Origin of the sequence: Brevibacillus sp. BD137, from assembly GCF_041644655.1 — a bacterium.
GTDB lineage: Bacteria > Bacillota > Bacilli > Brevibacillales > Brevibacillaceae > Brevibacillus > Brevibacillus brevis_D.
Window position 1 is genome coordinate 18362 of sequence record NZ_JAOTNO010000014.1, and the last position, 26137, is coordinate 44498.

Genomic DNA, 26137 nt, shown 5'->3' on the forward strand with positions numbered 1-26137 from the left:
GCTCGTCTTGGCGCATACATTGCCTATAGACGAATCTCTCCAGGAGGTACTTTCATGCCACAATGGATGCGCAGGCAGTTGCAACGTGCCTTTAATGGGAAGGACGTTCGCCAAATCCGTGTGCTCAACAGTTGCTGGTTTTTATATTTAGAAAAAAATGGCGGCCGCCCTGACTGACAGGAGGCCGCCTTTTAGTTCTTTCTTATCCTTCTGTTGGAGCGATCATGGTCATCCCTACACGCTGACGTTTTTCGTCAATTTCTACTACCCATACATCTACGATATCGCCAACAGTCACCACTTCAAGCGGATGCTTCACAAAGCCCTTCTTCAAACGGGAAATGTGCACGAGTCCGTCATTTTTCAGACCGATATCCACAAACGCTCCGAAGTCGACCACGTTGCGCACAGTACCTTGCAGCTTCATGCCCACACTTAGATCAGACAGCTGGAGGACATCACTTCGCAAGAGTGGTTTTGGCAGCTCGTCTCGTGGATCGCGACCAGGACGCAAGAGACTGTCTACAATGTCTTGCAGCGTAGGCTCGCCAATCCCGAGCTTCGCAGCAGTCTCTTTTACATCCAAAGACTGCACGCGTTCCTTGCAGTTCTCACTGCCGATCTCCTGAGCGCTAATGCCCAACATCGACAGTAGCTGGTGAGTCGCCTCGTACGATTCCGGGTGAATCGGTGTTTTATCCAGTGGATTCGCTCCATCCATCACGCGCAGAAATCCGATACACTGCTCGTACGTTTTGGCGCCCAAGCGAGTAACCGCCTTAAGCTGAGATCGCTCCGTGAACATCCCGATCTCTTCCCGTTTTTTCACGATATTTCCCGCCACTTGACGGCTGATCCCTGATACATACTGCAAGAGAGAAGGAGAAGCCGTATTCACATCTACCCCGACATGGTTTACGGCAGACTCAACCACAAACTGCAGACTGTCTGCCAGCCTCGATTGGGAAACATCGTGCTGGTACTGACCAACGCCGACGGACTTTGGATCGATTTTGACCAACTCAGCGAGCGGGTCTTGCAAACGTCGCGCGATCGATGCCGCACTTCGCTCTGCTACATCCAGGTCCGGGAATTCTTCCTTGGCCAAGGCCGATGCAGAATACACGGATGCTCCTGCCTCGTTCACGATGATATACATTACCTCTCGCTTCAGCTCTTTCAGAAGCGTGGCAATGAACTGTTCTGTCTCGCGCGAAGCAGTACCGTTCCCAATCGCGACAACCGTAACCCCATAGGTTTCGATCATCTGCTTCACTTTCACTGTGGCTTCTGCCACTTTATTGGCCGGAGGGGTCGGATAAACGACGGCAACCTCGAGCAGTTTCCCGGTTTCGTCTACAACAGCGAGCTTACAGCCTGTCCGAAACGCCGGATCTACCCCAAGGACGACTTTCCCTTTTACAGGTGGTTGAAGCAGTAAATTGCGCAGGTTTTCTGCAAAGATGTGAATTGCACGTTCCTCAGCTGCCTCTGTCAGCTCGGCGCGCACCTCTCGTTCAATAGAAGGGGCGATCAGACGCTTATACGCGTCCTCGACTGTCACTGTCAGCAAATCGCGGGCAACTGTATCACGCGGAATGGTGCGTTTTTGCATCCAAGCCAAAATCTCTGCGACAGGCGCTTCAATGGAAACCTTCAAAATGCCTTCGTTTTCTCCCCGATTAATAGCCAGTACCCGATGGGGAACGACCTTTTTCAGAGGCTCACTATATGCGTAATACATTTGGTATACATTTTTCTCGTCTGCTTCTTCGGCTTTTTGCTCCGTCAGAAGCAATCCTTTTTGCACGGAGCGTTGACGAACCCACTGGCGAATTTCCGGGTCATCAGACAGAATTTCCGCCACGATGTCCATTGCTCCTTGCAGAGCTTGCTCAGTTGTCTCGACGCCTTTTTCCGGGTTGATATATGGTTTTGCTTCTTCTTCCGGATTCCCGGTTTTCGGTAAGCTCATGAGGTAGTTGGCAAGTGGCTCTAGTCCCTTCTCCTTAGCCATGGTTGCACGCGTGCGGCGTTTTTGGCGGTAAGGGCGGTACAAGTCCTCTACCTCTTGCAGCTTTGTCGCACGCTCAATAGCTGCGCGCAGCTCGTCCGTCAGCTTGCCTTGCTCATCGATGAGTCGAACGACTTCTTCCTTCCGCACTGACAGGTTGCGTAAATAGCGAACGCGTTCCTCAATCGCTCGAATTTGTGTTTCATCTAGCTGCCCCGTCATTTCTTTACGGTAGCGGGCAATAAAAGGAACCGTGTTTCCTTCATCCAGGAGGGCAACCGTGCGCTCCACCTGGTGAGGTTTGACACCCGTATCTTGGGCGATTGTCTGGATCATCAACGTAAGCTCCATACCTGTCCTCCTGCGCTCATTCTTCGTCGTTTATTGTACCACATTTGCTAACAAGGACTGGAAAAAGGAAAGAAAAAAGAGGAGCCACTTGGCCCCTCTACGTCGCGGTTTCCAGCTGTTCCACTCTCAATGCTTCTCTCAGCTTGCCCAACGCCCTGCGCTGAAGGCGGGATATATGCATCTGCGACATCCCCATGATGTCCCCCGCTTGCTTCTGACTCAAATTTTGATAAAAAGTTAATTGAATGATTTCTTTTTCACGGTGATCCAAAATTTGCAGGGCCCGCTCCAGCATCAGATTCTGCTCGACTGCTCCGTACCCTTCTTCCATCGTCCCTACTAGGTCGAGTAAAGAAATGGTGTTGCCGTCCAGATCCGCTTCCAGCTCACTGTCCATAGAGAGAGAATGATAGCTGCGCCCCATCTCCAATGTCTCTAGAATCGCTTCCTCTGAAACACCGAGGCTGTTGGCAATGTCCGCAATTTGGGGAGAACGCTGTAGCTTGATCGTGAGCTCATCGACCACTCGTTTGATCTTGGGACTCAGTTCCTTTACCCTGCGCGGAACATAGACACTCCATGTCTTGTCCCGAATATAGCGCTTAATCTCCCCCACGATAGTCGGAATCGCAAAGCTCTCAAATGTCCGTTCAAAGCTAGGGTCGAACCGACGAAAGGAAGCAAGCAGGCCGATTAATCCGACTTGCACGAGGTCTTCATACATGACTTGTCCGCGAACAAACTTCTTCGCTAACGATTCCACAAGAGGAGTATAGGCCCTCACCAGTTGTTCCTGTATCGTAGGATCTTTTGTTTCACCATACAGGTGGATGAGCTCCTTCAACTCCTCTGGACTATATTTCTGCTTCCGAGATTGTCCAGTCATTGCCAGCCACCCCATCCTGCCGAACATACTTGGTCATGGAGACTACTACTCCTGATTCAGAGCGAGTCTCCACCTCATCCATAAGCGTGTGAATGAGATAGAGCCCGAGCCCACCCTCATCCAAATCCTCAAGGCTTTTCCCTGCATAAATCGGCGTCAGTTGCTCAGCAATGAGCTCATTCGAAAATCCAACGCCCTGATCGCTTACCTCGATCATCAACCGATCTCCATAAACGTGGCATTGGATATGAATGGAGCCAGGATTCTCTGTTTCCTTGTATGCATGTCTTACTACATTCGTGCATGCTTCTCCGACGGCAAGCTTGATATCCTCAATCTCTTCATAAGAAAAGCCCATACGGTTGGCTATACCGGATACAGTCAGACGTGCTACTCCCAAATACTCCGCCTTACTTGGCAGAGCCAATTGAATCACGTCTGCCTGAGGTCGATTTGGACCCATTACTCGCTCTCTCCTTTGCGGATGGCAATATGATCGTATAAGCCAGTGATGCGAAATAGCCTTTCCACACGCGGAGACATTTTGTGCACCTCAAATGTTCTATTTCTTTGGAAGCACTCTTTCATAATCCCGATGAAAATTCCGATTCCGGTACTGTCCATGTATTCTACTGCTTCCAAATCAACCGTAATGTGATTGATGTCCGGTTTGGTGACGAGTGACATGAGTGTTTCCTTTACTTTCGGTGCTGTAAAAGCATCAATATCTCCACCAAGGACCACTCGGTGCTCAGTTTCAAGGCTCGTTGTCTGAATTAGCAGGTCCATCTGCGTCTCCCCCCGTACGTTGCTTAAGTTCTTCGAAGTACAATCATGGTGTAATCATCCAGCAGGTTAAACTGGGAGAGCAGAAGCAGTCTATTGTACAGGCCGTTTGCCATCTTTTGGGCAGATTCGCCAACCTCTTTTTGCAAATGGTGTACAAGCTCTTCCCTTTGCAAATAATATCGGTTATTTTTGCATTCTGTTACACCATCCGTCAGAAGAATCAGAACATCATTCATTTCTAAACGAATCTCCTGAACTTCGTATTCACTGTTTGGGCATAAACCGAGTGCATTCCCTCGTCCTTCAAGATCGTAAAACTTTCCTTCGGCCGACCGGTACAAAAACCCTGGCTCGTGTCCTGCCATGGCATAGCGGAAACAGTGTTCCTTCGCGTCGTAACTGCCAAACATCATCGTCACAAACATGCTCGGATCAATATTTCTTCCCACGATCCGGTTTATATGGTGCAGCATTTCATCGGGACCCAGCTCCATTTGTCCAAGGCTGTCTATCGCATATTTCACCATCGACATACACATCGCAGCAGGCATTCCTTTTCCGGTAATGTCTGCTATGGCGACACCAAAACGCCCTTCACTTTGCTCAATGAAGTCGTAGTAGTCGCCCGAGATTTGTTTGGCAGCAATACTCACTACGCCAATCTCCAGTTCTGAATAGACTGGAACCTCACTTGGCAAAAGTGATTGCTGCATCGCTTTCGCCACGGCTATTTCTGATTCCATCTGCTGATGGCGATTGCGCCAGCTATTTACGGATCGGTGCTCATTCCCATATTCGATCATGACCTCTGTCAAAATGGAGAAGGAGGAGCGTACAAACTCTGGCACTTCCCCGAGCTGCTCAAGCGCTTGCGCATGCAAATCAGTTATTTCTTCTGGTGAAATATCTTGAGAAAGCATCCATTTGCCCAACTGCTGGGCTCCATAAAGCTGGTCCTCTCCTTGAGCACTCAGGTAATCCCGAAGAATTTTTACATACTCTTCTTGGAAGCTCCGGGTTACCATCTATCTCATTCCTCCTTTGCTTGATCGCTCCACTTCACAACAACAACACGCGTTCCTTCCCCCAGGGTACTGTGGATCTCGAATTCATCCATCATGCGCCTGACACCCGGCAATCCGGCTCCGAGGGCACCCGAAGTCGAATAGCCATCATCTAATGCCTGGCGAATATCAGGAATCCCTGGACCGCTGTCATTTGCTGTTATTTGCAAGCCGATCATTCCTTCGCGCTCAATCGGCGAAATAGTGATCGTCCCCGCGCCCGCATACAAATAAATGTTGCGAGCTAATTCAGAGATTGACGTGGCGATGCGGGACTGCGTGATCGTGCCAAAGCCAAACAGCTTCGACATATTTCGCCCCACTTGCCGCGCCGTCACGATGTCTGATTCTTGTTCTATATTGATTGTCTCAGGAGAATAGTCTGCCACAACCAAAAAAACCCCTTCCGCCTCGCTTGGTAGGTAGAAATGAGTTTTTTCTCTACCTCGAAAAATAAATCATATTGTGTCACATTTTGTCTTATATTCTCTTTTCGAACAGTTCGATGTACACCCACGAAATCCCTGCAAATCTGACAGCAAAAAACCACTTGCTTCACTCAAGTGGCTTTTCCTATCAAATAATCTGATCTTTTTTCACACGTTAAAAATCAATGAGTCCTAAACTGATTTGCAAGGATTCATTAACCCGATCCATCATCTCGTCATCGAGATGCGTAATTTTATCAGTTAGACGTTGTTTGTCAATGGTTCGTATTTGTTCCAACAGAATAACGGAGTCACGATCAAATCCATAAGTTTTTGCGTCAATTTCCACATGCGTAGGCAGCTTCGCCTTTTGAATCTGCGCCGTAATGGCTGCGACGATGACCGTCGGACTAAATCGATTTCCAATGTCGTTTTGAATGACTAAAACAGGCCGTACGCCTCCTTGCTCAGAGCCAACGACCGGGGACAGGTCCGCGAAAAACACATCGCCACGTTTGACAATCACCAGTCACACCCCGCTAACTAAGCGGACAAGAGTATGGTCAGCCTCTTCTTCAGCGCCAAAAGCCTCCGATGCCATATTCAGATTGATCTTCGCCATCTCCATGTACCCTTTTTGCATGGTCTCACGGATTGTGCGTTTTTTTCGCTCTTTCAAATACAAATGCATCGCTTGACGAATAAACTCGCTGCGATTGGATTTTTCCTTTTGAATAACGCCATCCACTTCCTGAAGCAAGTGTTGTGGCAAGCTGATCATGATGCGTTTCGTGTTTGACTTCGACAAGACAAATCCACCTCCAACCATGACCGTAACTTCCATCCGCTTTGCTGGTTCTAGAAAGAACAGCCAATATGAACAATACCATTATGTCGAATCCATTGCAAAAATATACCTACTGTGCGCTTTTTCGGTGAGAAAACGTGAGTGTAAACAATCCAAAGGTGCAGGTGAAGACTTCGTTTACCCAAAAAAGCCAGCTTTTTCGCTTAACTAGTATTCGTGTTCCACGGGGAAATTCCTGCTGATTTTCCCTGCTAGATATTTACATTTTCATGGGACGAGTGCTTCATCGTCAATGGGTGAAATACGTCTGTTACCTTCTGGTCGCGCAAATAGAGGCGCGGAATTCGGTAATTCAGCATACAAGGAACCTCATAATTGATTGTTCCCAGCAAATCGGCAATTTCATCCAAGGAGATTTCCTCATCACCCTGCTTACCATACAAGACGACCTCATCATTGACCGCTGCTTCTGTCGAATTCAGGCTGACCATGATTTGGTCCATGCAAACTCTGCCTGCAATCGGGTAGCGCGAGCCATTGTACAACACCTCTCCGCGGTTGGACAAAAGGCGAGAATAGCCATCTGCGTATCCGATCGGCAGCGTTGCAATCCACTCATCCGGCTGTGCTGTATACGTAGCACCATAGCTGACCGTAAATGGCTCATCTGCCTTCTTCACGTGGGCAATTCTGGTCTTGAGCGCCAACGCGGGGGCAAGAATAACATCCGCACGTTCTTTCATGTACAAAGAAGGATACAATCCGTATAAACCTATGCCTAAACGAATCGTATCATACCCCCAATCGGGAAATGCGATAGCCGCAGCCGTATTGCAGCAATGAACGGTCGGCAATGTTTTATCTGCTTCACGCAGTGCTTGCAAAAAGGATTGAAACAAGTCGTGTTGTCGTCGCACATGGGTTGTATCTGGTTCATCCGCGCAGGCAAAATGCGTAAAAATGCCTGTCCACTTAAGCTTCGAGCATTCTTCAAGGGCACTTACAACCGCAAGCAAATCTTCCTTTGTCCGAACACCTAAACGTCCCATCCCCGTATCGGTCTTCACATGAATCCCGACAGGCTTGTGATCGTTTTTCTGAAGAATGTCGTTCGCTTCTGTGATCCATTCGACGCTGTAAGCAGTTAACTCTACTTCCAGCTCGCTTGCAGTGACAATGGACTCGACAGGTGTGTATCCCAACACTAAAATCGGCGCTTTGATCCCTGCCCTCCGCAAAATAAGCGCTTCATCGAGCAATGCGACTGCAAGTGAATCTGCACCGCTCGCCAACGCTTCTTTTCCAACATGGACAGCGCCATGACCATACCCGTCTGCTTTCACAACAGCCATAATACCCGTTTTTTCTGGCAAATGGCGTTTGAATGTCTCGAGGTTCGCCCGGATGGCATCCAAATCAACCTCTACCCAAGTGTCACGACAAAACGATTTCATTCCTATCTCCTCTTGTTCCCTTTTTTATAGTAAAACAAGCGTTCATTCAAATGACTGAGAAATTGCCTGGAAACCATCAGGGATTCCTTTTTGCCGCCTACGAGATAAAAATGACGGCCTTCATAAATTTGCTCGACTTCAGACAGCGGGTAGCTCTTTTCCTGTCCTGACAAGGAGATAATCAGGTGGGTCTTGGTCAGCTTGTACACCGGACGTAATACCGATTTGTACATAAACGGAGACAATCCAACAACAGCAATGGCAATGGCGAAAACAAGGACCTTGAATCTCGTGTCATTGGTCGGGAAAAATTGAGCGAGAATCATCATCCCCAGAACAAACATGACAGTCTCGTTAATGCGCATTTTCCAGCTTTTTCGCAGGAGCATGTCTTTGTAGGTCGATGCTTCCTGGTACAAAACTTCGTTAGACGGTTTCTTCATGTAAAGCATGCCACCTCATTCAATAAGTTACTCTGAATGTATCGTGTTTTCCCGCTGTGTGTCAATTCGCGGATTGTCCTTTCACCTCATTCGCACGTTGGTTTTTATGTACAAATCGACGCACATCGACCAATCCCGAGAAAATAGAAAAGCAGATGGGAGTAACTCCCACCTGCCTGACTTTTCTACATGGTTTCCTTCTGGTCCTTTTTCTCTTTTTCATGTCTTGGGAAAACGACTTTTTCAAAGCTGCCGTCCACCATCTTTTGCACCATCGCAGTCAATTCCTCGCTGCGCTTGTCAGCTTGCTCCTGTGTGAGCTTGCCTGCCTTAACTGCTTCTTTTAGCTTGGTTTCGTGCTGACCTACCAAGAGCTTGATAACGTCATCCACTTCTACACCTTGCTCCTTAGCGATAGTCGCCAACGATTTTCCTGCTTTTTGCTCTTCCTTCAGCTTGTCTGCATCCAGCTTCAGGAGGGACAGCAGTTCTTCATTTTTCTCGATACCCATTCCTTTACCTGGTCCACGTCCGTGATGCGTATTTTGCACCATTTCTTTTACTCGTTCGCTCGCTTTTTCATTCATCTTGTCGGCTTGCTCCTGAGTGAGCTTGCCTGCCGCTACTGCCTCTTTCAGCTTGGCTTCCTGTTGTTTCACCAACAGTGCTACCAGATCATCCACGGATACGCCTTGGGTCTCTGCGATTGTAGCCAGCGATTTCTCCGCTTTCAGCTCTTCTTGGAGTTTATCGGCGTCCAGCTTCAAGAGAGACAACAGTTCTTGGTTTTTCTCGAAGCCACCGATGAAGCCTCCTCTGCCGAAGCCTTTATCCGGTTTCGAGTTTTCTACCTGTTCTTTTACGCGGTCGCTCAGATTTTCAGACAGCTTATCTGCCTGCTCCTGCGTGAGCTTGCCTGCTGCTACTGCTTCCTTCAGTTTGGCTTCTTGCTGGTCAACCAGAAGTGCCACGACATCTGCAGTGTCAACTCCTTGGGCTTGTGCAATCGCTGCGAGTGTTTTCCCTGCCGCAAGCTCTTCTTTCAGCTTGTCAGCATCCAGCTTTAACAGAGAGAGCAGCTCTTTATTTTCTTTGAAGCCCACCCCACCGTGGTGGCCCATCTTGCCAGTTTTGAATTTTACTTCTACGGGTTTATTCAATGAAGTTGGTTTTGCTGAATCGGCTGCCATTGCTCCGCCTATGCTACCCAGACTCAGAACTACTGCCATCGTTCCCATCAGCATTCCCATTTTCGTTTTGCTAAACATATACACTCAACCCTTTCGTCTTTGCTCGTGTAGTGTGCTTGTTCTTTGGTACAAGACCAAGTGTACATGGGTATTTTTAGATTCCCGTTTGAGAAAAAAGGAAAACTTGAGGGAAAATCGTAAAAAACTATGAGTCAACATGGTGGAGGAAAAGAAAAAGCACAGTTATCTTCGACTCTGACACGCCAGCAGGGGGATTGACTGACCGTCTCCACTGCAAAAAGAGGACCGTCGATCCAAAGCCACCCTACGGGCGGATGTTTCTCAAGGAAGAAGTGTTCGACAAGCGTGGTCCTCTTTTTGCAGTTCCGACTGGGTAGGCGTTGTCAAGGTCTGCGAGCCCTGTGCTTTTTCTTTTCACCAGCTTTTTTGATTCATCGCTACCTTTAATACTTAGGAAGATCATCCTTTGAGTATCAGGGGGTTCTTCTCAAATAGTAGAACAAAGCCGCTTGGGAAGAAGTGCATTTCCAGTCCAAGCGCCTCTGGAGCCCACCTGAGCGTAGGATTGAATGGCGGGGAATTTCAGCTTCACTTATGAACTACTTCATCGAAACTTCTACGTTTGAAGCGCTCCCGACATTCAATCCGAAGCGGACAGTCTAACCCCTTGCAGGGCGTAGGCCGAAGCGTAGACTGGAAATGCGCTTCTTCCCCTCCACCGCAGCCACTTTCAAATTGGAAAACAAAAGAGGACGGCATTCACCGTCCCCTCTCCCACGCTTTTATTTCGCGCTGAGGCCATATGTCGACTGAGCGACATTCACCATTTCTTCCTCAGGAAGATCCCCCGCGATTGTATATTCGATGCCGTCGAGCTCCCACGTCAGCAGTCGCTGATTTTCACCTGTCTGCGCAAGCACACCAACCGTAAAGCCGAGGTTCACAGGCATACCTTGCTCATACGATACAGATGCTGCTGTCGGGCGACCTTCGATTACCTTGTAGTTGTAAGTCCCTTTGTAGGTTAAGATAACCTTTCTCTCTCCATCACGGGTGACTGGCTCGATATCTCCTTGCTTAACCCCTTCTGGCATATACGTAGGGACGATAACACCGAATTGGCTGTTCGGTTGTTTTACGACCTGTCCATTTGTTTGCGCCATTGTTGGGATCGTTGTCAACGAGCTTGTTGTCATATTGCGCTCTTTGTCAAAGGCGTCTTTGTCAAACATAGGGTTGAACGAAAAATCAGTGAAATCAATTCGTACGAGCGGATTCATGCTAGCATCCATAATTTCGGCGTGCGTTGGTTTGAAATCTTCTGTCAGCCAAATTTTTTGCTTGGTCAAAGAACGATTGCCGCTGTAGTTCGCTTTCACTTCGAATACATACTGTTTTTCTTCCATCTTCATTTGGCGCTCAGTGTCATCGATAATGCTCTTGGCCAGCGTTTCGTATAGATATAACGGTCCGTTGTTCTCAGGCCAGCCACTTTGGAAGCGGAAGCTCTTGTTTAGGTGCGGGGTCAGTACAAAGACTCCTTCATTGTTTCGCAAGATGATTTGTGTAATGCCACGCTGCTTTGAGGTGAGAGCTACCCGATAGTTGGTTGGCTTTTCATACCAGACCTGAACATCGTACTCCATGGGGGTAGAGCCTGTCTGCATGGTCAAAACTGCCTGAGACTTGTACCCAGACATTTTTCCCAGCGCACCGTTCAGGTCGCTCACCACATCTTCTGGTGTTTTCTGACCGAAACAACCGCCGAGGAACAGGGTGAAAACCAACAATAACACCAGTGGTAAAGCTACCCGTTTCATTCAATGAACTCCTCCTTGTCAATATTTTCGACAAAGAAGGGCATCCCTGTCTATTTCCTGGGAAATCTGTCAGTCTCTCGCCCATGCAGCGCACATCGTGTCAATGGTTGCAAATGGTTACGAAGTTGGCGACATATCGCTTGGATCGGCTACAGACTTAGCCTTCCTGTGTAAGAGCAGGTAGTCCCTCCTGATCTACGCGATATAAATGTATGTCCATCCTCGTCCCAATATGCAGACAAGTTTATCGGTTTTTTCCAAACATCTATCGTTCTTCTACAATGACTTGCGCAATCGCATGCGACTGGCTATGCGAAATGCTCACATGAATATGAACCCGAGTGGGGTCCAGATCAAGTTTGCTGTACACCTCGTTCTTTATGGTCATGACCGGCTTGCCCAAATGATTCGGGAGGATTTCCATATCCAAAAAGCTGAGTACAGCACCAATGCCTGTGCCAAGAGCTTTTGCTCCCGCTTCCTTGGCAGCAAATCTGCCTGCAACCATTTCCGCCTGTCTCGTCTCTGATTTTCCATGCAGGAGCTGTTGTTCATCTGTGGTCAAAAAATGTTTGATTGCACGCTCTTGTCTTTTTATCAAAGTAGCGATGCGCTCTATTTCCACAATGTCTACGCCTGTTCCAATGATCATGAGCATTTGCCTCCTAGTGGGCTGATTTACGAATCACAGTATCATCCACTTCCACGCTTTTGCAAGTGCGAGGATAGAGACCACATTTCATGCATAGACTTTACGGAAAAAATAAAACCCCCGCAAATTGCGAGGGCTTTTGTCCGCTGGCTCCTACTCAGTAACTTGGCCAGAAGATTGTTGTGCAGCCGATTGTTGGTTCTGACGGCGAACTTCCGCAACATTTGTCTCACTTGCGAACTCAGTCGCAGCGCCTTGGGAAGTAGCGCGTTGTGCGGATTGTTGGTTCTGACGACGAACCTCTGATACGTTTGTTTCACTTGCGAATTCAGTCGCAGTGTTAGCTGCTTGGCTAGCTTGGTTCGCTTGGCCCATACCTGCTTGGTTGTTTTGTTTAGGCATCGTTAACATTCACCTCCTCGACGTCACTGAATATAATTTGTACAGCCCCCTACATGCGTATCCATCCTCATTTTTCCAAATCATGCTGTTGTTTACTTGCTTTGTCTCGGCCGATCATTCATATTGGAAAGGCAAGGCTTCTACTCTGCTTTTGAAAGGAGCAATTCTGTATGGCTCACAAGGTTATTATCTATACCCAAGTCACTTGCGGTCCTTGTCAGGAAGAAAAAATGTGGCTGACTTCAAACAACATTGCTTTCGAAGACAAAGACATCCGTCAAAACGAGGCTTTTTTCCAGGAAGCCATTCAATTAGGCGCCAGCATGACACCTGTAACCTACATTGAAAAGGAAAACGGCGAGCAAATTGTCATCCATGGATTTGACAAGGATGAACTAAAAAAAGCGTTGGATCTCAATTGATCCAACGCTTTTTACGACTGATCAGCCAAATGAAGGTTCACTTGCAGCTGATTTTTGTTTGACGACTGGCGACATGTCCGGCAAGTTAGACAAAATTTGCTTCACTTCAGGACTGCATTCCGTATTAACGGAGTAATAAACCCATGGTCCTTTCCTGCGCTCTTTGACCAAACCATGCGTTTTTAACTTAGCCAGGTGCTGGGAAACAGAAGGCTGGGAAGTTTGCAAAATTTCCACGAGATCACGGACACATAAGGACTGTACTTGCAGGAGAGCCATGATCGTCAAGCGCGTCTTGTCACCAAGTAGCTTATAAGTCTCTGACAAAAACAGAACCTGCATCAAATCCATTTCCATAAGGATACCCACCTTTGCCTTACATATCTGTTTATCAGTATACTATATGGCTTATATGATGGGGAAGATAGAACGCAAAAGTTATGTGAACCCCGCCTATACATCTTGCTTTTTCATCGCCTCAATGATCTTGTCTGCAGTGCGAGCAGCCAGCGCCATGACTGTATTTGTCGGATTACTACCACTTGAGGTAACAAACGTAGAAGCCCCTGCTATGAAAAGATTGGGTATGTCATGTGACTGCCCGTATTCATTCACAACAGAGGTTTCCCTGTCATTCCCCATCCGGCATCCCCCCATGAGATGAGCGGTATCAGACACCACATGCTCCGGATGTCCCCCCATCGCTTCAATAATCCGGTTCATTTGCCCAATGGCATGCTTGTAAAGCTGTTTGTCGTTCTCCTGATAACTGAACGTTACCGTAGGGATCGGCATTCCGTATTCATCCTTTTCCCCTGAGAGCGTCACTCTGTTATCGGGGTGAGGCAGTACTTCCCCTACCAAGGTGACCCGCGCATACATATTGTAATCCAGCATGGTCTCTCGAAGCTGTTTTCCCCATAAATACGAGCCGTCTTCTCTCTCGGCAGCAATGGCAGCCGCCATCCCGACCGGACGTGACCCGTGTGCACTCAATGTATATCCGCGGGCAAATCCTCGTTCGCGATCCGTCTCATAAAAATGCTGCGTCAAGGCAAGCACAGGGGTTCCTTTATACAATCGCACTTCCTCCGGTAGACGTCCGTATACATCATGACTGGAGTGGGGCATAATTGCTTTTCCTACCCATCCACTCGAATTCGCCAGCCCTTGCGGAAACTGAGTATTCGCCGAACTGAGCAGCAATCGGGGAGTCTCCACCACAAAACCAGCCAAGATGACCACACGAGCCATTTGCCTGTGCGTCATACCATTATGGTTAAACAACACACCGCCGACCCGGTCGCCAGCCATCAAAATTTCCGTCACCATGCAGTCGGCCAGTACCTCTGCCCCCTCCGCTATCGCTTTGGGAATATGATGAATCAACCCGCTGTACTTGGCATTCGGCATGCACCCTTGATTGCAAAAGCCACGATTGATACAGGGGGGACGCCCATCAAATGGACCCGATAAAATCGCCAGAGGGGCGACCACACTCTCGATCCCCAGCTTCTCGCACCCTTCCCGGAATAGTTGCGCGTTGGCGCTGATGGGCTCCCGAACCGGGTACGGATACGGGCCTTGAAAGGAACCCCACGGAAAATGATTAGGACCTGAGACCGCAATCTCCCGTTCGATCTTGTCGTAGTACGGGGCAAGGTCCTGATACGTAATCGGCCAGTCTTCCCCTACGCCGTCTACCGTCTTCGTCTTAAAATCACTCTCGTGGAAACGCAGGAACACCCCCGTAAAATGCACGGTGCCTCCCCCAATTCCCCGTCCTGAGTTGTTATGTCCCAAACGCAGCGGGTCTTTGCCTGCTACCAGCCTCGTTTCCTGCCAGGCCAATCTCCGCATCGACAGCTCATCACTGGCGAAATCGTGCTGCGGGTCCCAAAACGGCCCCGCTTCCAGTACGACTACGCGCAACCCGGCCTTTGCCAACTCATAAGCCAGCACGCCTCCTGCCGCTCCGGCACCTACGATACATACATCTGCGTCATCGGCGTATTTTCTTTGATCCACAGGAGTAGGGCGATGAGTAATCGTATGATGGTCATGACTCGTCATTTGTTTTCGCCTCCCATGGGTCCGTCAATCCTTTTTCCACCCGTACATAGCCGCGCGGATATGCTGGTCCGCCATAGCCGATATCCGACCAAACTAACGGATGCGAATAGTACGCACTGACTGTGTCATGCAGCAACCGCTTGAAAAAATCTGCGGGAGCAAAGTCTTTCCACGCCTCCTGGTTTTGGATGCCTCCATTCGCGACGTGCTGAAGAACAGCTTCCTGCTGATCTAGCTTCAACGCAACAAAATCAGTTCCATAAGCGGCATGACTCTCCGCATCAATCCCTTTCAAGCCCGAGCGATAGAGCTCTTTTTTGGGTGGAATTCCGACCTTACGTTGTGATTCTCCGATATTACTAGCCGTCGTATTATCTAGATGCTCCACCACAAAGGTCAGCACCTCCAAACGGTGATCATTGACCAATACGCCTACGACTGTCTGCAAAAGCAAGGATTCAGGCTTGGTAAAAAATTGATTGGCAATCGCGGGCATTCGTCTGGCGCCTACCACTTTCCTGGTGTGAGCATCCCACTCTGTATGCTGGTCCCAAACATCATAGGATGGGTAACGTTTAGGCTTTTCCATGTTCTCTCACCCCTTTGAAAACGATTTTTACCAAAACAGCGCAAGAAGCCCTAATGCAGACATTGCCGTGATCAGTAAAGGAAGAATCACAGGAGGACCGACGAGAAAATTTTGACCCTGTGAATACCCCCCCACACGCTGCCCGACGCCAACCGTATGTAAATAGGCCCCATACAAACCCCCAACCATGCCAACGACCATCATCAAAGCAAACACCCAGCGCAGCCAACCCGCATTTACAAACGATAAAACAATAGCAGTAACCGCAAATACAGGGAGCTCAAGCACAGGAATCCACATTGCCCAATGTCGGAAGTTTTGTCGAGAGTGAAAAAGTGTGACCTGAACCGCAATCAGGGCAAACGCCAATCCAGTAAAAAGTATCAGTACGCGTTCGATCGGCCAGCCATGCCACATGGAAACATCCTCCTTTTTACGTACATTGCGCCTATTTTTTCCGTCCTTGTCAGGTCCTATTCTGCCTATTTCAATACAAGCAGCATGATGAATAGAAAAAAGCCTGCTACTAGCCAGCAGGCTTTTCATTCCCTATGAAAAATAAACCAATGTCAAATACAAACCGAGCAAGGTGAACATCAATGTCGGTACGGTCAAAATAACCCCTGTCCGAAAATACTGCCCCCACGTAATCGTCACGTCTTTGCGTCTCAAGACGTGCAACCAGAGCAAGGTCGCAAGCGATCCGATCGGCGTCATTTTCGGCCCCAAATCGCTTCCGATCACATTCGCGTAAATCATTGCTTCCCGCAACACTCCATCTGCTTGTGTCCCTGCAATTGCCAACGCGTTGAAGATGACTGTCGGGAGGTTGTTCATGACAGAGGAAAGAGCAGCAGCCAGAAAGCCTGTTCCCAAGGTCGTTGCCAATAAACCATGCGCCATGAACCAATCCAAGGCGTCCTTGACCAAGTCAGTCAATTTCGCGTTGTGCAGCCCCCACACCACGACATACATGCCAATCGAAAAAACAACGACTACCCACGGTGCTTCTTTCATAATCCGCCGTATGGCGATCGCTTCACTTTTTCTTGCAGCCAAGCAGAAAATGATGGCTGCCCCCGCAATAATGATAGACACGGGCGTATGGATGGACTCGCTAATAAAAAAACCAATCAACAGGACCGCAAGAATCGGCCACGACAAGCGAAACATTCTGTGGTCGCGTATCGCTTCCTCCGGATTTTTCAGATGGGAAAGGTCTATCTGCGCTGGGATGCTTTTGCGAAAATATAGGTACAAAACCAGCAAACTTCCACCAATCGAAAACAAAGTCGGAATGATCATTTTGGCCGCATACGCAGCAAAGCCGATATCAAAATAGTCAGCGGAAACAATATTCACCAGATTACTAATCACAAAGGGCAAAGAACTCGTATCTGCAATGAACCCGCTCGCCATGACAAATGCCAAAACCGTTTTCCCATCCAGCTTCAGTGCCCGCACCTGTGCCAACACAATCGGTGTCAAGATCAAGGCAGCCCCATCATTCGTAAACAAAGCGGATACGAGCGAACCAAGCAGGATTACATAAACGAACATAAGCCGCCCATTCCCTTTGGAAAAACGAGCCATATGGAGCGCAGCCCATTCAAAAAAACCGATTTCGTCCAATACGAGCGAGATGATAATAATCCCGATTAGAGCCAGCGTCGCATTCCAAACAATGGAGGTCACCTCTGCAACATCACCGATCGTGACTACCCCAATCGCCAACGCCAACAGTGCACCACCAACAGCCGGATAACCAATCGACAGCCCCCGTGGTTGCCAGATAACCAATGTCAACGTGATCAGAAAAAGGAAAAATGAAATCCAAACCACTGCAAGTATCTCCTTTCCAAAAACCAAAGAGAGCGGACCTCGAAAAGTCCGCTCTCCTACCATACTACAAATTGAAATGATCTGAAACGTCAAGTAATGGAATCCTTTAAAGTAAAATGTGGCCACCTTCTACATGAAGTACAGTTCCGGTAACAAAACTATTTTGGAGTAGGTATAGTACACTTTGTGCGACGTCTTTTGCTTGTCCAACTCGCTTCACAGGAAGCTTGTCTGCCAACGTTGCATAGAAATTTTCGCGCATGTCTTCAGGCATTTTGCTGCGTGATGGTGTATCAATAATGCCAGGTGAAATGATATTTACTCGGATTGGTGCCAGTTCCAGGGCGAGGGTTTGCCCCAGATTCGAAACTGCCGCATTGACTGCACCAAGGGCAGAGGAACCAATCATCGCTTTGTAGGCGACAACTCCGGAGAATAAGGTGATGGAACCGTTTGTGGAAATCTTCGTTGCTCCGTACTTCGCTGCGTAGTATTGGCCCCAAAATTTGTTGTCAAACAGCTTCCGCGCTTGGGCTGTATCCGTTTGAAGAAATGAACCACCTGATGTTTCCGCTGCGCTGACGACCAGATGATCAAACGTACCTACTTTTTCAAAAAAGGCCTGAACCTGCTGCTCATCGGTGATATCAAGCGTATACGCCGAGGCTTTGGAGCCCAGACTCTCTTTTGCCTTTTGCAATTTCTCTTCGGAGCGGCTGGCAATGATCACTTCTGCTCCTAGCGCTACTGCCTGTTTGGCGGTCTCCAAACCAATTCCGGAGCTTCCGCCGATGATGACTATCTTTTGATTGTGCAACATGATAAGATCTCTCCCCTTTATTTTGAGGTTTTTATTAGAAACTCAATACCTGTTTGAGATGCTCCTCGAGTTCTGATACAAAACGGTCGATCTGGGGATTTTTGATGACATCATAGCAAGCAAAGCTCTTTACAGGTTGCATGCCTAAAAATTCCTGTACGCGGTGCAAATGGCTGATTGCATCCTCCAGGCTTTCTCCATTAAAAAATTGGGTCGGATCGTTAAATGCTTTTTCTGGAGCATTCCAAGTCGTTGAAAACATATATTTTTTGCCGGTTAATAAACCGCCTCTACCGTACTGATTAGCCCCCTTAAAAAACAAGCCGTAGGCATATACTTCATCCATATATGTTTTCATTAAGCCAGGGACACTGAACCAGTAAATGGGGGTTTGATAAATGACCATATCTGCCCAGAGAAATTTCTCGTGCTCTTCTTCGATTTGGTATCCGTTTTGAATAATGGTAGTTCGTACATGGTTCTCTTTTTCGAGCAGACTCACCATATGATCCGTCAACGTTTGGTTTAGTTTTCCCTCTGATGAGCCATATTTTTGATGGCCATTGATGATAAGGATTTTTTTCATTTTTTCCATCTCCTTTATGTTAGGACGTTCAATTTTCCGCTAAAACGCTAATTTGTTGCATAAAAGTTAAATTGTCTTCCAGGTGCCAGTCTTCAATGAGCTTCCCATCCTTGATGCGCAAAACATCAATTGCCATAAATTGAATGGGCTTCCCGGCCAGAGGTTTTCCCATAAACTCGCCTTTGCTCGTACCCGTAAAGGAAAGACGAGCTGTCACCTTGTCCCCCACTACCAGTAAATCCTCAATCTTGCATTGCAAGTCGGGAACTGCTTTACGGAAGTTGCGGGAAGCGAATAACAAGCCATCGGGGCCTTGCGGTCTTCCTTTCGGCAACGTGTTATCTATGAAACTTGGGGAAACGGTTTGTGCAATGAGATCCTCATTCCCAGTGTTCCAGAATCCGTAGAAACGTTGTGCAGCCTGTACCATCTCGGTAGCTTTCGTTGAATCCAAAGAGGAATCAATCGTCATCGAAACGGGTTGAGGAAGATCCTTCAATAGTTGGACGTCTGTCTTGGCGGACAACACAGCCGTTTGTTTATCATAAGCAGACGTTTTCGAATCAGTAGCGCACGCTGTCGTGAACAGCATCGTCCCGAAGATGACAGCAATACCAGCTATCGAACTCATTTTTTTGGTAAGTGGAATCATGTCGTTCTAATCAGCTCCTTATTTAGAGGGGAAGTATCGGTTTACATTGCTATTGTAATGACACTAACTTCATTTATGGAAGTAGTGATATTTATTTCATATAGTTTCCGAAAAGATACTATTGCGCTATAATAGCCAAAAACCCTAATAATTTTTTTGGAGGATATTCCGATGAACGTTCTTGAGCCAATCGAACTGAACAAAGGAACCCCAGGCCAATCTTGCCCCATTGCCAAGACGCTTGACGTAATCGGGACCAAATGGACCTTTTTAATCATTCGGGACCTGCTTATCGAAGGAACGCTGCGTTTCAGCGACCTGCTGAAATCCATGGATGGGATTAGTCCAAAAACACTGTCGCTCAGATTGAAGGAATTGGAGGAGCACGGCATACTGGAGAGGAAAGTGTTTCCGGAAGTCCCTCCCCGCGTGGAATATACGTTAACGGAGAAGGGGAAACGATTGGAAGGTATTTTCATTGAATTAAAGAGATTTGGGTTACATTTATAAACGTTTTTCAAATCAAAAAGAGCGGACCTCAAAAGTCCGCTCTTTTACCATCATGCCTATTGAATTATCCGAAACGTCCGGTAATGTAATCCTCTGTTCTTTTGTCACGAGGATTTTGGAAGATCGTCGGGGTACTGTCAAACTCGACTAGCTCGCCATTCAAGAAAAACGCAGTCTTATCGGAAATACGTGCCGCCTGCTGCATGTTGTGCGTAACGATTACAATTGTATAGCGGTTCTTCAGCTCTTCCAACAGCTCTTCGATTTTGGCTGTCGAAATCGGATCCAAGGCGGAGGTTGGCTCATCCATCAAAATAATCTGTGGCTGAACAGCGAGTGCCCGTGCGATGCAGAGGCGTTGCTGCTGTCCACCGGAAAGCCCTGTTGCTGGCTTTTTCAGTACATCCTTCACTTCATCCCAAAGGGCTGCTGCCTTGAGGCTTGTCTCTACCAGCTCGTCCAGCTTGTTACGATCGTTCATGCCATGGAGTCTCGGCCCGTACGTGATGTTGTCATAGATGCTCTTCGGAAATGGATTCGGATGCTGAAACACCATGCCGATATTTTTGCGAAGTCGCTCAACTTCTACACGAGAGCTATAAATATCCTCGTCGAATACTTTTACCGTTCCCGTAATTTTGGTGTTCGGTACAGAGTCGTTCATTCGATTTAACGTCCGTAAAAATGTAGACTTACCGCAGCCTGATGGACCAATTAAGGCTGTAATGGAATCAGACTCTACATCCAGATTTATATGATAGAGGGCTTGCTTATTACCGTAGAAGAGATTCAACTCTCTCACCGAAATAACACTCATACGGTCTTCGCTCCTTCGTGGTTGTTACGTCCTTTTACTTCCCCACTATAGCGCATCAATGTTAGGTTTCCGTGTGGTGTTTATTAAGTTTCGATAAAGATTTCGACTTAGGACTTTTTACATAGGTCATCTTACATTAATTTATGGTAAATCTTGTCGATAAAGCATATACGCTCCTCTAGGTACCCCCTACAATAAAGCTGAACGTTTTGTTAAGGGGAGAACAATTAATGCCAGACATAAGAAAACCGTGGGGTCGCTCGTCGTTTCATTATCGTTCAATTTTCACCAGGCTGTTCGCAGGAATCATGGGAATGGTTGTCTGCATGATGGCAATTGCCGCTTTCTTCATCAGCTATCAATCCGAAGCCACACTCAATGAAAAAACAAAGCAGCAATTACACGAAGCATCAGGTGCAGCTCTACAGAAAGTACATAGCAGGGTCTATGACATCGTAACCGCCTTGCAATCATTTGCCTCCACTTATAAAAACAGCAAGATCACTAACAGTCAGATCTTTGGCATTTTTACTGATTTGTCCACCAGCAATTCTACGATTTCCGAATTACAGATCGTCACCACAGACGGAAAGTATTTGACCTTTCCGGGATCACCTCTCGACAGTTCCTACGATCCGCGAAAAATGGACTGGTATGAGGGAGCATTGAATCAACCGCAGCAGGGGGTTTTTGTCTCAGATGTCTTCCAGTTTTCCAAGACGGAGTTTCCAAAGATAGCCGTCTCACTCCCTTTGCGCAATGAAGACGAGGAGCCTGTAGGCGTCGTCGTGGCATTCGTCTCTGTTCCGAAGCTGAGCGAATCCATTGGCCAGATCAAACTGGGGGAAACCGGATATGCCATGATCGTTGATCAACAAGGCAAGCTGGTCGCTCATCCCGATCAATCCTATGCGTTGCAGCGCCCCCTACTTACTGAGCTTGCCATCGTACAAAACGTCATCGCCGGTCAATCTGGGTACGAGCCGAGTAGGATCAATGGGGTGGACTCTTTTGCCGCCTATCAATTTGCCCCTTCGCTAAAGTGGGGAGTGATCGTCGCACAGTCGGTATCCGAGGTAAAGCAAGAGGTCCGTCGCCTTCAGCTAACTATTTTGGCCGTCTCACTCGTCGGACTCGCTGCACTCGCCCTGATGCTGTATGTGTACGTTCGCCGAATCATCAAGCCGATTAAGGAAGCACAACAAAAAATGTCCGCCTTTAGCGAGGGAGATCTGCTGCAAACCATGCACGTACAAAGCAATGATGAAATTCGTCAGCTGGCTGACAGCTTCAATCGAATGAGTGAACAAATCCGGACGATCATCGGTAAAATCCAGTATGTCATCTCAGACGTCAAACAAGTAGCTGATCATGTAGGAAAAGGGTCCCGCCATTCTCACGCCATGCAGTCAGAAGTCGTATCCGTAACAGAGCGGCTTGCCCAAGAAATGGACAATCAGCAGGAGCAAATCGATGATATCCACGCCACGATGGCCGGCATTACACAAGAAATGTCTCGGATCACAGACTCCATGGAAAAAGCAATTGTACAAAGCCAGGAATCACGTCAGCAAAATGCAAAAGCAGCAACCTCCATCGATTTACTAAAAGAAAATATGCACAGTATCTCGGAAGATATGAAGGCATCTATGCATGCTATGTCCTCCATGAGAGAGAGCATGGGCGACATCAACGAAATGCTCGGTCTGATTTCCGCTATCTCCAAGCGAACCAAGCTTTTGTCCTTCAATGCTCGAATCGAAGCTTCCAGGGCTGGACAAGCTGGGATCGGCTTCAGCGTCGTAGCAGACGAAATTCGCTTGCTGTCCGACCAGACAGAAGAGGCATCCTCCCGTATTCAAAAGGTAATTGAATCAGGGGAAGAACGAATGGAGCATGTAGCCGCCTGCTTGCAAACAACCGATCACGCTACTGTAAATGGCATCCAAACCTTGCACCAGGCTGCTTCTATCTTCCACAATACGATCCAGCTCAGCGAAGCGTTGACTGCCCAATTTGAATCGATCAGAATGCTCACAGGAACAATCTCGACACAGAGCCTAGCCATTTCACAGCGGGTAGACAATCTGTCTGCCTCTGCACAGCAAGTAGTATCAGGCACACAGCAAGCTGTAGCCGCCAATCAAGAAAGTCTATCCTTATCGGAGCAATTTCTCGATGACTCCCTGCGCCTGACAGAAATCGTAGAAGATCTCGAACAAACCATTAAATTTTTTCGAGCGGGAGAACCAACCCTTTCTTTGAAAAATTCATGATATCATAAAGTGAATGTGAACTCTTTACAAACCTATCCTGCGAAAGGGGATGTCTGGACCTTGGATAAGCGTTCCATTCACTTTTATGTTATTGCCCTTTTTGTACTGCTAGCAATGTCCCTCGTAACCTTTATCAAGATCTTTGATCAAAGCCACTATCTGCGTTACTTGTTTGTGGCGATATTTTTTGTTGGCTTGATAGTCGGTTATGTTCGATACTTGATGAAGGTCAAAAGCGAGAACATGAAGGATCAAAGCAAATGGTACAGGTATGGATTTTTACTTGCTTTTGCCCTTATCTATATGGCTATCAAATATGGTGTAAAAGCTGTTGTAGGCTATGAAGCTTCCAGCGAAGACTACGGCACTGTCATCGCGTTCTTCTTCTTGGGTCTGTTTATTACCTACTATGGTTTTTATTCACGATATCTACGGAAAATCTGAAACCAATAGAACACGAAGCCCTCCTGCAAGCTGATTTGCTTGGGAGGGCTTCGTGTTCTTTTCTATTCTCACTTATCCAAAACGTCCGCTAATATAATCTTCGGTTTTTTCGCTTTCAGGCGATGTAAAGATTTTTCCTGTCTCATCCATCTCGATTAGCTCACCCATCAGGAAGAAGGCGGTTTTCTCAGAAATTCGCGCTGCCTGATGAAGGTTATGGGTAACGATCACGATCGTATACTCATCTTTTAGCTGCATGACCAGCTCTTCGATTTTCATGGTAGAGATCGGATCGAGAGCGGAAGCCGGTTCGTCCAACAGCAAAATGGTTGGCTGCATCGCAATTGCACGCGCGATACAAAGCCTTTGCTGCTGTCCACCAGAAAGGGAGAGCGCTGAGTCGCGAAGGCGATCCTTAACCTCATCCCAAAGCGCTGCTTTTTGCAGGCTCGACTCAACCAATTCGTCCAAATCACGTTTATTGGTCATCCCATGGAAACGCGGTGCAAAAGCGATGTTTTCATAGATCGATTTAAAAAATGGATTCGCTCGTTGGAACACCATTCCTACCACTTGGCGCAGGCTCTCGATGTTTACTTGCGAGCTGTTAATGTCGATACCATCAACAATAATGGAACCCTCTACCCGACAAGAAGGAACCAGATCATTCATCCGGTTCAAGCTCCGCAGAAGCGTCGATTTGCCGCATCCGGATGGGCCGATAAAGGCCGTCACGGAGTTTTTTTCAATATCCATGGATATATTTTTTACGGCGTGCTTCTCTCCGTAGTATACATTCACGTTATTCGTCTGAATGATCGTTTCTTGCATGGTCAGTACGGACATGGCTGCCACCTACCTCTTCTTAGTTTGATCCTGACGTCATCTTTTTGTAAACCCAATTCCCGAACCAACGAGCGGAAAGGTTAAAGAGCAAGACGGCAATAATCAGAACAGCAGCCGCGCCATCTGCGACATCACGTGCATCCGGTGTCAGCCCCTCGCTGTTTACCTTCCAAATATGAACGGCCAGGGTCTCGGCAGGACGGAACGGATTCAGAGGTGATGTTGTGCTGTTCATCGAGAAGTCGGTGAAATCCAGATTTGGTGAAGACATCCCTGCCGTAAACAGCAAGGCAGCCGCTTCCCCAAATACACGGCCAGAAGCCAGAATGGCCCCTGTAAGGATACCTGGGAGTGCTGCTGGAAGGATGACAGACACGATGGTACGCCATTTGGTAATACCAAGCGCGAGACTCGCTTCCTTTTGACTGCGTGGTACGTTGCGCAGTGCATCCTCTGTTACACGAACCAAGAGTGGCAGGTTAAATACCGTCAGCGCAAGTGCCCCACCAAACAGGGTATAGCCCCAGCCTGTCATATTTACGAACACGAGCAATCCAAACAAACCAACTACGATAGACGGAAGGGAAGACAAAACTTCTATACTCATGCGGATAAACTGTGTAATCTTGTTATCCGGCGCATATTCAGCCATATAAATGCCTGCTCCGATCCCGAGCGGCAACGCGATCAGCATAGTTAGGACCAGCAAGTACAACGAGTTGAAAAGCTGTGGTCCAATACCGCCACCCGCATTGACAATATCCGGCGGAGAGGTCAAAAAGTCGAGATTCAGCTTATGCCAGCCTTGTGAGAGAATGAAGCCCAATAATCCCACCAAGGTACCGATAATCAGTACGGCAATCAGTGTCAAAACAACAGTAGCAGCGCGGTCCATCAGTCTCGCTTTCATCTATTTTGCCAACCTCTTTCTGCCCAACAGGCGCAAAATCACGATAAAGATGAAAGACATCGCCAAGAGCAGCAAAGCCATTGACCAGAGAGCATTGTTATACGGAGTTCCTTGAATCGTGTTCCCCATGTTCAATGTAATACCGCTAGTGAGCGTACTGATTGGTTCGAACAAACCGCTTGGCAGCTTCGTTGTGTTACCGATAACCATCTGCACAGCCAAAGCTTCTCCAAAGGCGCGAGACATTCCCAAAACAATGGCCGTCAAACAGCCAGGAAGTGCGGAATGCAACACGACATTCCAAATCGTTTGCCAACGAGTAGCACCCAGTGCGAGCGAAGCATTGCGCAAATCTTGCGGAACTGCCTCAATTGCATCTGCTGCCACACTCGTAATGGTTGGCAAAATCATCAGGGCAAGAACAAGTCCCCCTGCCAATAAGCTGAAGCCAAGAACATCAAATTGTTCGCGAATAAAAGGAACAAGTAAAGTTAGTCCGACATAACCGTAAACGACCGATGGAATACCAACCAACAGCTCGATAACCGGCTTCAATACTTTTTTCCCGAAGCCAGGAAAGATCTCTGTCATAAAAATAGCGGCGCCGATTCCGAGTGGCGCGGCAATCAAAGCAGCCAGTGCCGTTACGAAAAACGAACCGAGGATAAACGGCAACACACCATACGAGGATGGCTCGCCTTCTGGGTCCCATTTAACGTGGGTTAAAAATTCTTTGAAGCTTACTCCATCGACAAAGAACGTCGACAGCCCTTTTGAAGCAATAAAATAGGTGATCGATAAAACCACAATAACGAGCAAACCCGCACAAATCATCGCAATGGTTCTGCCAGTAATATTCTCTGTTTTTTGACGCTTGTTCGTTGTCAGCATTTTTTGCGCAATCATCGATTTACGCTCTGTATTTATCCCTTCAGTACGATGGCTCATGTTCTCCCTCCTGGAAAGAAAACGACTGTACGCAAGCAAAATGAGGGGAAGGCCCCCCTACCCCTCTATTTTGCTGTTGA

General features: G+C 47.7%; 31 protein-coding genes. 5 read left to right on the forward strand and 26 right to left on the reverse strand.

Going from position 1 to position 26137, the window contains the following annotated elements; all coding sequences use genetic code 11:
- The first annotated feature begins 54 nt into the window (after positions 1 to 54).
- Complete coding sequence (cmpA, locus tag ODZ53_RS23820) at positions 55 to 177, forward strand: cortex morphogenetic protein CmpA (RefSeq protein WP_012684250.1); 123 nt, start codon at positions 55 to 57, stop codon at positions 175 to 177.
- A 25-nt stretch (positions 178 to 202) separates the two neighbouring features.
- Here cmpA and ODZ53_RS23825 read toward each other — a convergent pair whose 3' ends face one another.
- From ODZ53_RS23825 to ODZ53_RS23890, 14 genes are all read right to left on the reverse strand, one after another.
- A complete protein-coding gene (locus ODZ53_RS23825; RefSeq protein WP_372680542.1) occupies positions 203 to 2365 on the reverse strand; it encodes a Tex family protein in 2163 nt (720 codons plus the stop codon).
- 97 nt (positions 2366 to 2462) lie between these two features.
- Positions 2463 to 3251, reverse strand: coding sequence for an RNA polymerase sigma factor SigB (gene sigB, locus ODZ53_RS23830; RefSeq protein WP_012684248.1), 789 nt, complete (start codon positions 3249 to 3251; stop codon positions 2463 to 2465).
- The gene (gene rsbW / locus ODZ53_RS23835) at positions 3220 to 3714 is read right to left on the reverse strand and encodes an anti-sigma B factor RsbW (RefSeq protein WP_372680544.1); all 495 of its coding nucleotides are present in this window, start codon (positions 3712 to 3714) and stop codon (positions 3220 to 3222) included. The genes sigB and rsbW overlap by 32 nt, the downstream gene beginning before the upstream one ends.
- On the reverse strand, positions 3714 to 4040 hold the full coding sequence (locus ODZ53_RS23840) for an anti-sigma factor antagonist (RefSeq protein ID WP_012684246.1): 327 nt from the start codon (positions 4038 to 4040) through the stop codon (positions 3714 to 3716). Before ODZ53_RS23840 ends, rsbW begins: the two co-directional genes overlap by 1 nt.
- A 23-nt stretch (positions 4041 to 4063) precedes the next feature.
- Positions 4064 to 5065: a PP2C family protein-serine/threonine phosphatase gene (locus ODZ53_RS23845; RefSeq protein ID WP_199928175.1), complete on the reverse strand. Its 1002-nt coding sequence runs from the start codon at positions 5063 to 5065 to the stop codon at positions 4064 to 4066.
- Between the two features lie 5 nt (positions 5066 to 5070).
- Complete coding sequence (locus ODZ53_RS23850; protein ID WP_173627302.1) at positions 5071 to 5499, reverse strand: anti-sigma regulatory factor; 429 nt, start codon at positions 5497 to 5499, stop codon at positions 5071 to 5073.
- Positions 5500 to 5707: 208 nt separating this feature from the next.
- Positions 5708 to 6058, reverse strand: coding sequence for a type II toxin-antitoxin system PemK/MazF family toxin (locus ODZ53_RS23855; RefSeq protein WP_005830205.1), 351 nt, complete (start codon positions 6056 to 6058; stop codon positions 5708 to 5710).
- A 3-nt stretch (positions 6059 to 6061) separates the two neighbouring features.
- Positions 6062 to 6361, reverse strand: coding sequence for a CopG family ribbon-helix-helix protein (locus ODZ53_RS23860; protein WP_007721089.1), 300 nt, complete (start codon positions 6359 to 6361; stop codon positions 6062 to 6064).
- 230 nt (positions 6362 to 6591) lie between these two features.
- Positions 6592 to 7794: an alanine racemase gene (alr, locus tag ODZ53_RS23865; RefSeq protein WP_372680548.1), complete on the reverse strand. Its 1203-nt coding sequence runs from the start codon at positions 7792 to 7794 to the stop codon at positions 6592 to 6594.
- A gap of 2 nt (positions 7795 to 7796) precedes the next feature.
- On the reverse strand, positions 7797 to 8237 hold the full coding sequence (locus ODZ53_RS23870; RefSeq protein ID WP_012684242.1) for a hypothetical protein: 441 nt from the start codon (positions 8235 to 8237) through the stop codon (positions 7797 to 7799).
- Between the two features lie 185 nt (positions 8238 to 8422).
- Entirely contained in the window at positions 8423 to 9505 is a 1083-nt protein-coding gene (locus ODZ53_RS23875) for a hypothetical protein (protein ID WP_372680550.1), read from the reverse strand.
- Between the two features lie 725 nt (positions 9506 to 10230).
- Positions 10231 to 11268 (reverse strand): outer membrane lipoprotein-sorting protein, encoded by a 1038-nt coding sequence (locus ODZ53_RS23880; RefSeq protein WP_064203384.1) that lies wholly within the window; start codon positions 11266 to 11268, stop codon positions 10231 to 10233.
- A gap of 265 nt (positions 11269 to 11533) precedes the next feature.
- Positions 11534 to 11920, reverse strand: coding sequence for a holo-ACP synthase (gene acpS, locus ODZ53_RS23885; RefSeq protein WP_012684238.1), 387 nt, complete (start codon positions 11918 to 11920; stop codon positions 11534 to 11536).
- Positions 11921 to 12073: 153 nt separating this feature from the next.
- On the reverse strand, positions 12074 to 12322 hold the full coding sequence (locus ODZ53_RS23890) for a gamma-type small acid-soluble spore protein (RefSeq protein WP_199928178.1): 249 nt from the start codon (positions 12320 to 12322) through the stop codon (positions 12074 to 12076).
- 170 nt (positions 12323 to 12492) lie between these two features.
- Here ODZ53_RS23890 and ODZ53_RS23895 point away from each other — a divergent pair, with 170 nt between their 5' ends.
- Positions 12493 to 12744 carry a glutaredoxin family protein gene (locus ODZ53_RS23895; RefSeq protein WP_372680553.1) on the forward strand — a complete coding sequence of 84 codons (252 nt, stop codon included), beginning with the start codon at positions 12493 to 12495 and terminating at the stop codon, positions 12742 to 12744.
- A 21-nt stretch (positions 12745 to 12765) separates the two neighbouring features.
- Here ODZ53_RS23895 and ODZ53_RS23900 read toward each other — a convergent pair whose 3' ends face one another.
- The 8 genes from ODZ53_RS23900 to ODZ53_RS23935 all read right to left on the reverse strand — a co-directional run bounded on the left by ODZ53_RS23900 (position 12766) and on the right by ODZ53_RS23935 (position 19306).
- Positions 12766 to 13101: an ArsR/SmtB family transcription factor gene (locus ODZ53_RS23900; protein ID WP_012684235.1), complete on the reverse strand. Its 336-nt coding sequence runs from the start codon at positions 13099 to 13101 to the stop codon at positions 12766 to 12768.
- 96 nt (positions 13102 to 13197) lie between these two features.
- On the reverse strand, positions 13198 to 14817 hold the full coding sequence (locus ODZ53_RS23905) for a GMC family oxidoreductase (RefSeq protein WP_372680555.1): 1620 nt from the start codon (positions 14815 to 14817) through the stop codon (positions 13198 to 13200).
- Positions 14804 to 15406 carry a gluconate 2-dehydrogenase subunit 3 family protein gene (locus ODZ53_RS23910; RefSeq protein WP_173627308.1) on the reverse strand — a complete coding sequence of 201 codons (603 nt, stop codon included), beginning with the start codon at positions 15404 to 15406 and terminating at the stop codon, positions 14804 to 14806. Before ODZ53_RS23910 ends, ODZ53_RS23905 begins: the two co-directional genes overlap by 14 nt.
- 27 nt (positions 15407 to 15433) lie before the next feature.
- Positions 15434 to 15823, reverse strand: coding sequence for a hypothetical protein (locus ODZ53_RS23915; protein WP_012684232.1), 390 nt, complete (start codon positions 15821 to 15823; stop codon positions 15434 to 15436).
- Between the two features lie 132 nt (positions 15824 to 15955).
- Positions 15956 to 17248 carry an arsenic transporter gene (locus ODZ53_RS23920; RefSeq protein WP_372680557.1) on the reverse strand — a complete coding sequence of 431 codons (1293 nt, stop codon included), beginning with the start codon at positions 17246 to 17248 and terminating at the stop codon, positions 15956 to 15958.
- Positions 17249 to 17354: 106 nt separating this feature from the next.
- Entirely contained in the window at positions 17355 to 18068 is a 714-nt protein-coding gene (locus ODZ53_RS23925; protein WP_372680559.1) for an SDR family oxidoreductase, read from the reverse strand.
- Positions 18069 to 18102: 34 nt separating this feature from the next.
- A complete protein-coding gene (locus ODZ53_RS23930; RefSeq protein ID WP_199928185.1) occupies positions 18103 to 18654 on the reverse strand; it encodes an NAD(P)H-dependent oxidoreductase in 552 nt (183 codons plus the stop codon).
- A gap of 28 nt (positions 18655 to 18682) precedes the next feature.
- Positions 18683 to 19306: an ester cyclase gene (locus tag ODZ53_RS23935; protein ID WP_372680561.1), complete on the reverse strand. Its 624-nt coding sequence runs from the start codon at positions 19304 to 19306 to the stop codon at positions 18683 to 18685.
- Positions 19307 to 19477: 171 nt separating this feature from the next.
- Here ODZ53_RS23935 and ODZ53_RS23940 point away from each other — a divergent pair, with 171 nt between their 5' ends.
- On the forward strand, positions 19478 to 19816 hold the full coding sequence (locus ODZ53_RS23940) for a winged helix-turn-helix transcriptional regulator (RefSeq protein ID WP_372680563.1): 339 nt from the start codon (positions 19478 to 19480) through the stop codon (positions 19814 to 19816).
- A gap of 64 nt (positions 19817 to 19880) precedes the next feature.
- On the opposite strand, the gene pstB (ODZ53_RS23945) is transcribed toward ODZ53_RS23940, so the two are convergent.
- Positions 19881 to 20633 (reverse strand): phosphate ABC transporter ATP-binding protein PstB, encoded by a 753-nt coding sequence (gene pstB / locus ODZ53_RS23945; protein ID WP_012684227.1) that lies wholly within the window; start codon positions 20631 to 20633, stop codon positions 19881 to 19883.
- Between the two features lie 230 nt (positions 20634 to 20863).
- Between pstB (ODZ53_RS23945) and ODZ53_RS23950 the strand changes: the two genes are divergently transcribed.
- Positions 20864 to 22909: a methyl-accepting chemotaxis protein gene (locus ODZ53_RS23950; RefSeq protein ID WP_372680565.1), complete on the forward strand. Its 2046-nt coding sequence runs from the start codon at positions 20864 to 20866 to the stop codon at positions 22907 to 22909.
- Between the two features lie 60 nt (positions 22910 to 22969).
- Positions 22970 to 23353: a hypothetical protein gene (locus tag ODZ53_RS23955; RefSeq protein WP_372680567.1), complete on the forward strand. Its 384-nt coding sequence runs from the start codon at positions 22970 to 22972 to the stop codon at positions 23351 to 23353.
- Between the two features lie 72 nt (positions 23354 to 23425).
- Here the strand turns inward: ODZ53_RS23955 and pstB (ODZ53_RS23960) are convergent, their stop codons facing one another.
- Genes pstB (ODZ53_RS23960) through pstC form a run of 3 tightly spaced genes read right to left on the reverse strand, consistent with a single transcriptional unit; the run spans position 23426 to position 26057 of the window.
- Positions 23426 to 24199 (reverse strand): phosphate ABC transporter ATP-binding protein PstB, encoded by a 774-nt coding sequence (gene pstB / locus ODZ53_RS23960; protein WP_012684224.1) that lies wholly within the window; start codon positions 24197 to 24199, stop codon positions 23426 to 23428.
- Positions 24200 to 24218: 19 nt separating this feature from the next.
- Positions 24219 to 25109 carry a phosphate ABC transporter permease PstA gene (pstA, locus tag ODZ53_RS23965; RefSeq protein ID WP_012684223.1) on the reverse strand — a complete coding sequence of 297 codons (891 nt, stop codon included), beginning with the start codon at positions 25107 to 25109 and terminating at the stop codon, positions 24219 to 24221.
- Positions 25110 to 26057: a phosphate ABC transporter permease subunit PstC gene (gene pstC, locus ODZ53_RS23970; protein WP_012684222.1), complete on the reverse strand. Its 948-nt coding sequence runs from the start codon at positions 26055 to 26057 to the stop codon at positions 25110 to 25112.
- Positions 26058 to 26137 lie beyond the last annotated feature (80 nt).

Excerpts from the sequence above, each read along its gene's own strand:
- cmpA (WP_012684250.1), top strand. The coding sequence starts at position 55 with ATGCCACAATGGATGCGCAGGCAGTTGCAACGTGCCTTTAATGGGAAG.
- ODZ53_RS23825 (WP_372680542.1), bottom strand. The coding sequence starts at position 2,365 with ATGGAGCTTACGTTGATGATCCAGACAATCGCCCAAGATACGGGTGTC.
- sigB (WP_012684248.1), bottom strand. The coding sequence starts at position 3,251 with ATGACTGGACAATCTCGGAAGCAGAAATATAGTCCAGAGGAGTTGAAG.
- rsbW (WP_372680544.1), bottom strand. The coding sequence starts at position 3,714 with ATGGGTCCAAATCGACCTCAGGCAGACGTGATTCAATTGGCTCTGCCA.
- ODZ53_RS23840 (WP_012684246.1), bottom strand. The coding sequence starts at position 4,040 with ATGGACCTGCTAATTCAGACAACGAGCCTTGAAACTGAGCACCGAGTG.
- ODZ53_RS23845 (WP_199928175.1), bottom strand. The coding sequence starts at position 5,065 with ATGGTAACCCGGAGCTTCCAAGAAGAGTATGTAAAAATTCTTCGGGAT.
- ODZ53_RS23860 (WP_007721089.1), bottom strand. The coding sequence starts at position 6,361 with ATGGTTGGAGGTGGATTTGTCTTGTCGAAGTCAAACACGAAACGCATC.
- alr (WP_372680548.1), bottom strand. The coding sequence starts at position 7,794 with ATGAAATCGTTTTGTCGTGACACTTGGGTAGAGGTTGATTTGGATGCC.
- ODZ53_RS23870 (WP_012684242.1), bottom strand. The coding sequence starts at position 8,237 with ATGAAGAAACCGTCTAACGAAGTTTTGTACCAGGAAGCATCGACCTAC.
- ODZ53_RS23875 (WP_372680550.1), bottom strand. The coding sequence starts at position 9,505 with ATGTTTAGCAAAACGAAAATGGGAATGCTGATGGGAACGATGGCAGTA.
- ODZ53_RS23880 (WP_064203384.1), bottom strand. The coding sequence starts at position 11,268 with ATGAAACGGGTAGCTTTACCACTGGTGTTATTGTTGGTTTTCACCCTG.
- acpS (WP_012684238.1), bottom strand. The coding sequence starts at position 11,920 with ATGATCATTGGAACAGGCGTAGACATTGTGGAAATAGAGCGCATCGCT.
- ODZ53_RS23890 (WP_199928178.1), bottom strand. The coding sequence starts at position 12,322 with ATGCCTAAACAAAACAACCAAGCAGGTATGGGCCAAGCGAACCAAGCT.
- ODZ53_RS23895 (WP_372680553.1), top strand. The coding sequence starts at position 12,493 with ATGGCTCACAAGGTTATTATCTATACCCAAGTCACTTGCGGTCCTTGT.
- ODZ53_RS23900 (WP_012684235.1), bottom strand. The coding sequence starts at position 13,101 with ATGGAAATGGATTTGATGCAGGTTCTGTTTTTGTCAGAGACTTATAAG.
- ODZ53_RS23905 (WP_372680555.1), bottom strand. The coding sequence starts at position 14,817 with ATGACGAGTCATGACCATCATACGATTACTCATCGCCCTACTCCTGTG.
- ODZ53_RS23910 (WP_173627308.1), bottom strand. The coding sequence starts at position 15,406 with ATGGAAAAGCCTAAACGTTACCCATCCTATGATGTTTGGGACCAGCAT.
- ODZ53_RS23915 (WP_012684232.1), bottom strand. The coding sequence starts at position 15,823 with ATGTGGCATGGCTGGCCGATCGAACGCGTACTGATACTTTTTACTGGA.
- ODZ53_RS23925 (WP_372680559.1), bottom strand. The coding sequence starts at position 18,068 with ATGTTGCACAATCAAAAGATAGTCATCATCGGCGGAAGCTCCGGAATT.
- ODZ53_RS23930 (WP_199928185.1), bottom strand. The coding sequence starts at position 18,654 with ATGAAAAAAATCCTTATCATCAATGGCCATCAAAAATATGGCTCATCA.
- ODZ53_RS23935 (WP_372680561.1), bottom strand. The coding sequence starts at position 19,306 with ATGATTCCACTTACCAAAAAAATGAGTTCGATAGCTGGTATTGCTGTC.
- ODZ53_RS23940 (WP_372680563.1), top strand. The coding sequence starts at position 19,478 with ATGAACGTTCTTGAGCCAATCGAACTGAACAAAGGAACCCCAGGCCAA.
- pstB (WP_012684227.1), bottom strand. The coding sequence starts at position 20,633 with ATGAGTGTTATTTCGGTGAGAGAGTTGAATCTCTTCTACGGTAATAAG.
- ODZ53_RS23950 (WP_372680565.1), top strand. The coding sequence starts at position 20,864 with ATGCCAGACATAAGAAAACCGTGGGGTCGCTCGTCGTTTCATTATCGT.
- pstB (WP_012684224.1), bottom strand. The coding sequence starts at position 24,199 with ATGTCCGTACTGACCATGCAAGAAACGATCATTCAGACGAATAACGTG.
- pstA (WP_012684223.1), bottom strand. The coding sequence starts at position 25,109 with ATGAAAGCGAGACTGATGGACCGCGCTGCTACTGTTGTTTTGACACTG.
- pstC (WP_012684222.1), bottom strand. The coding sequence starts at position 26,057 with ATGAGCCATCGTACTGAAGGGATAAATACAGAGCGTAAATCGATGATT.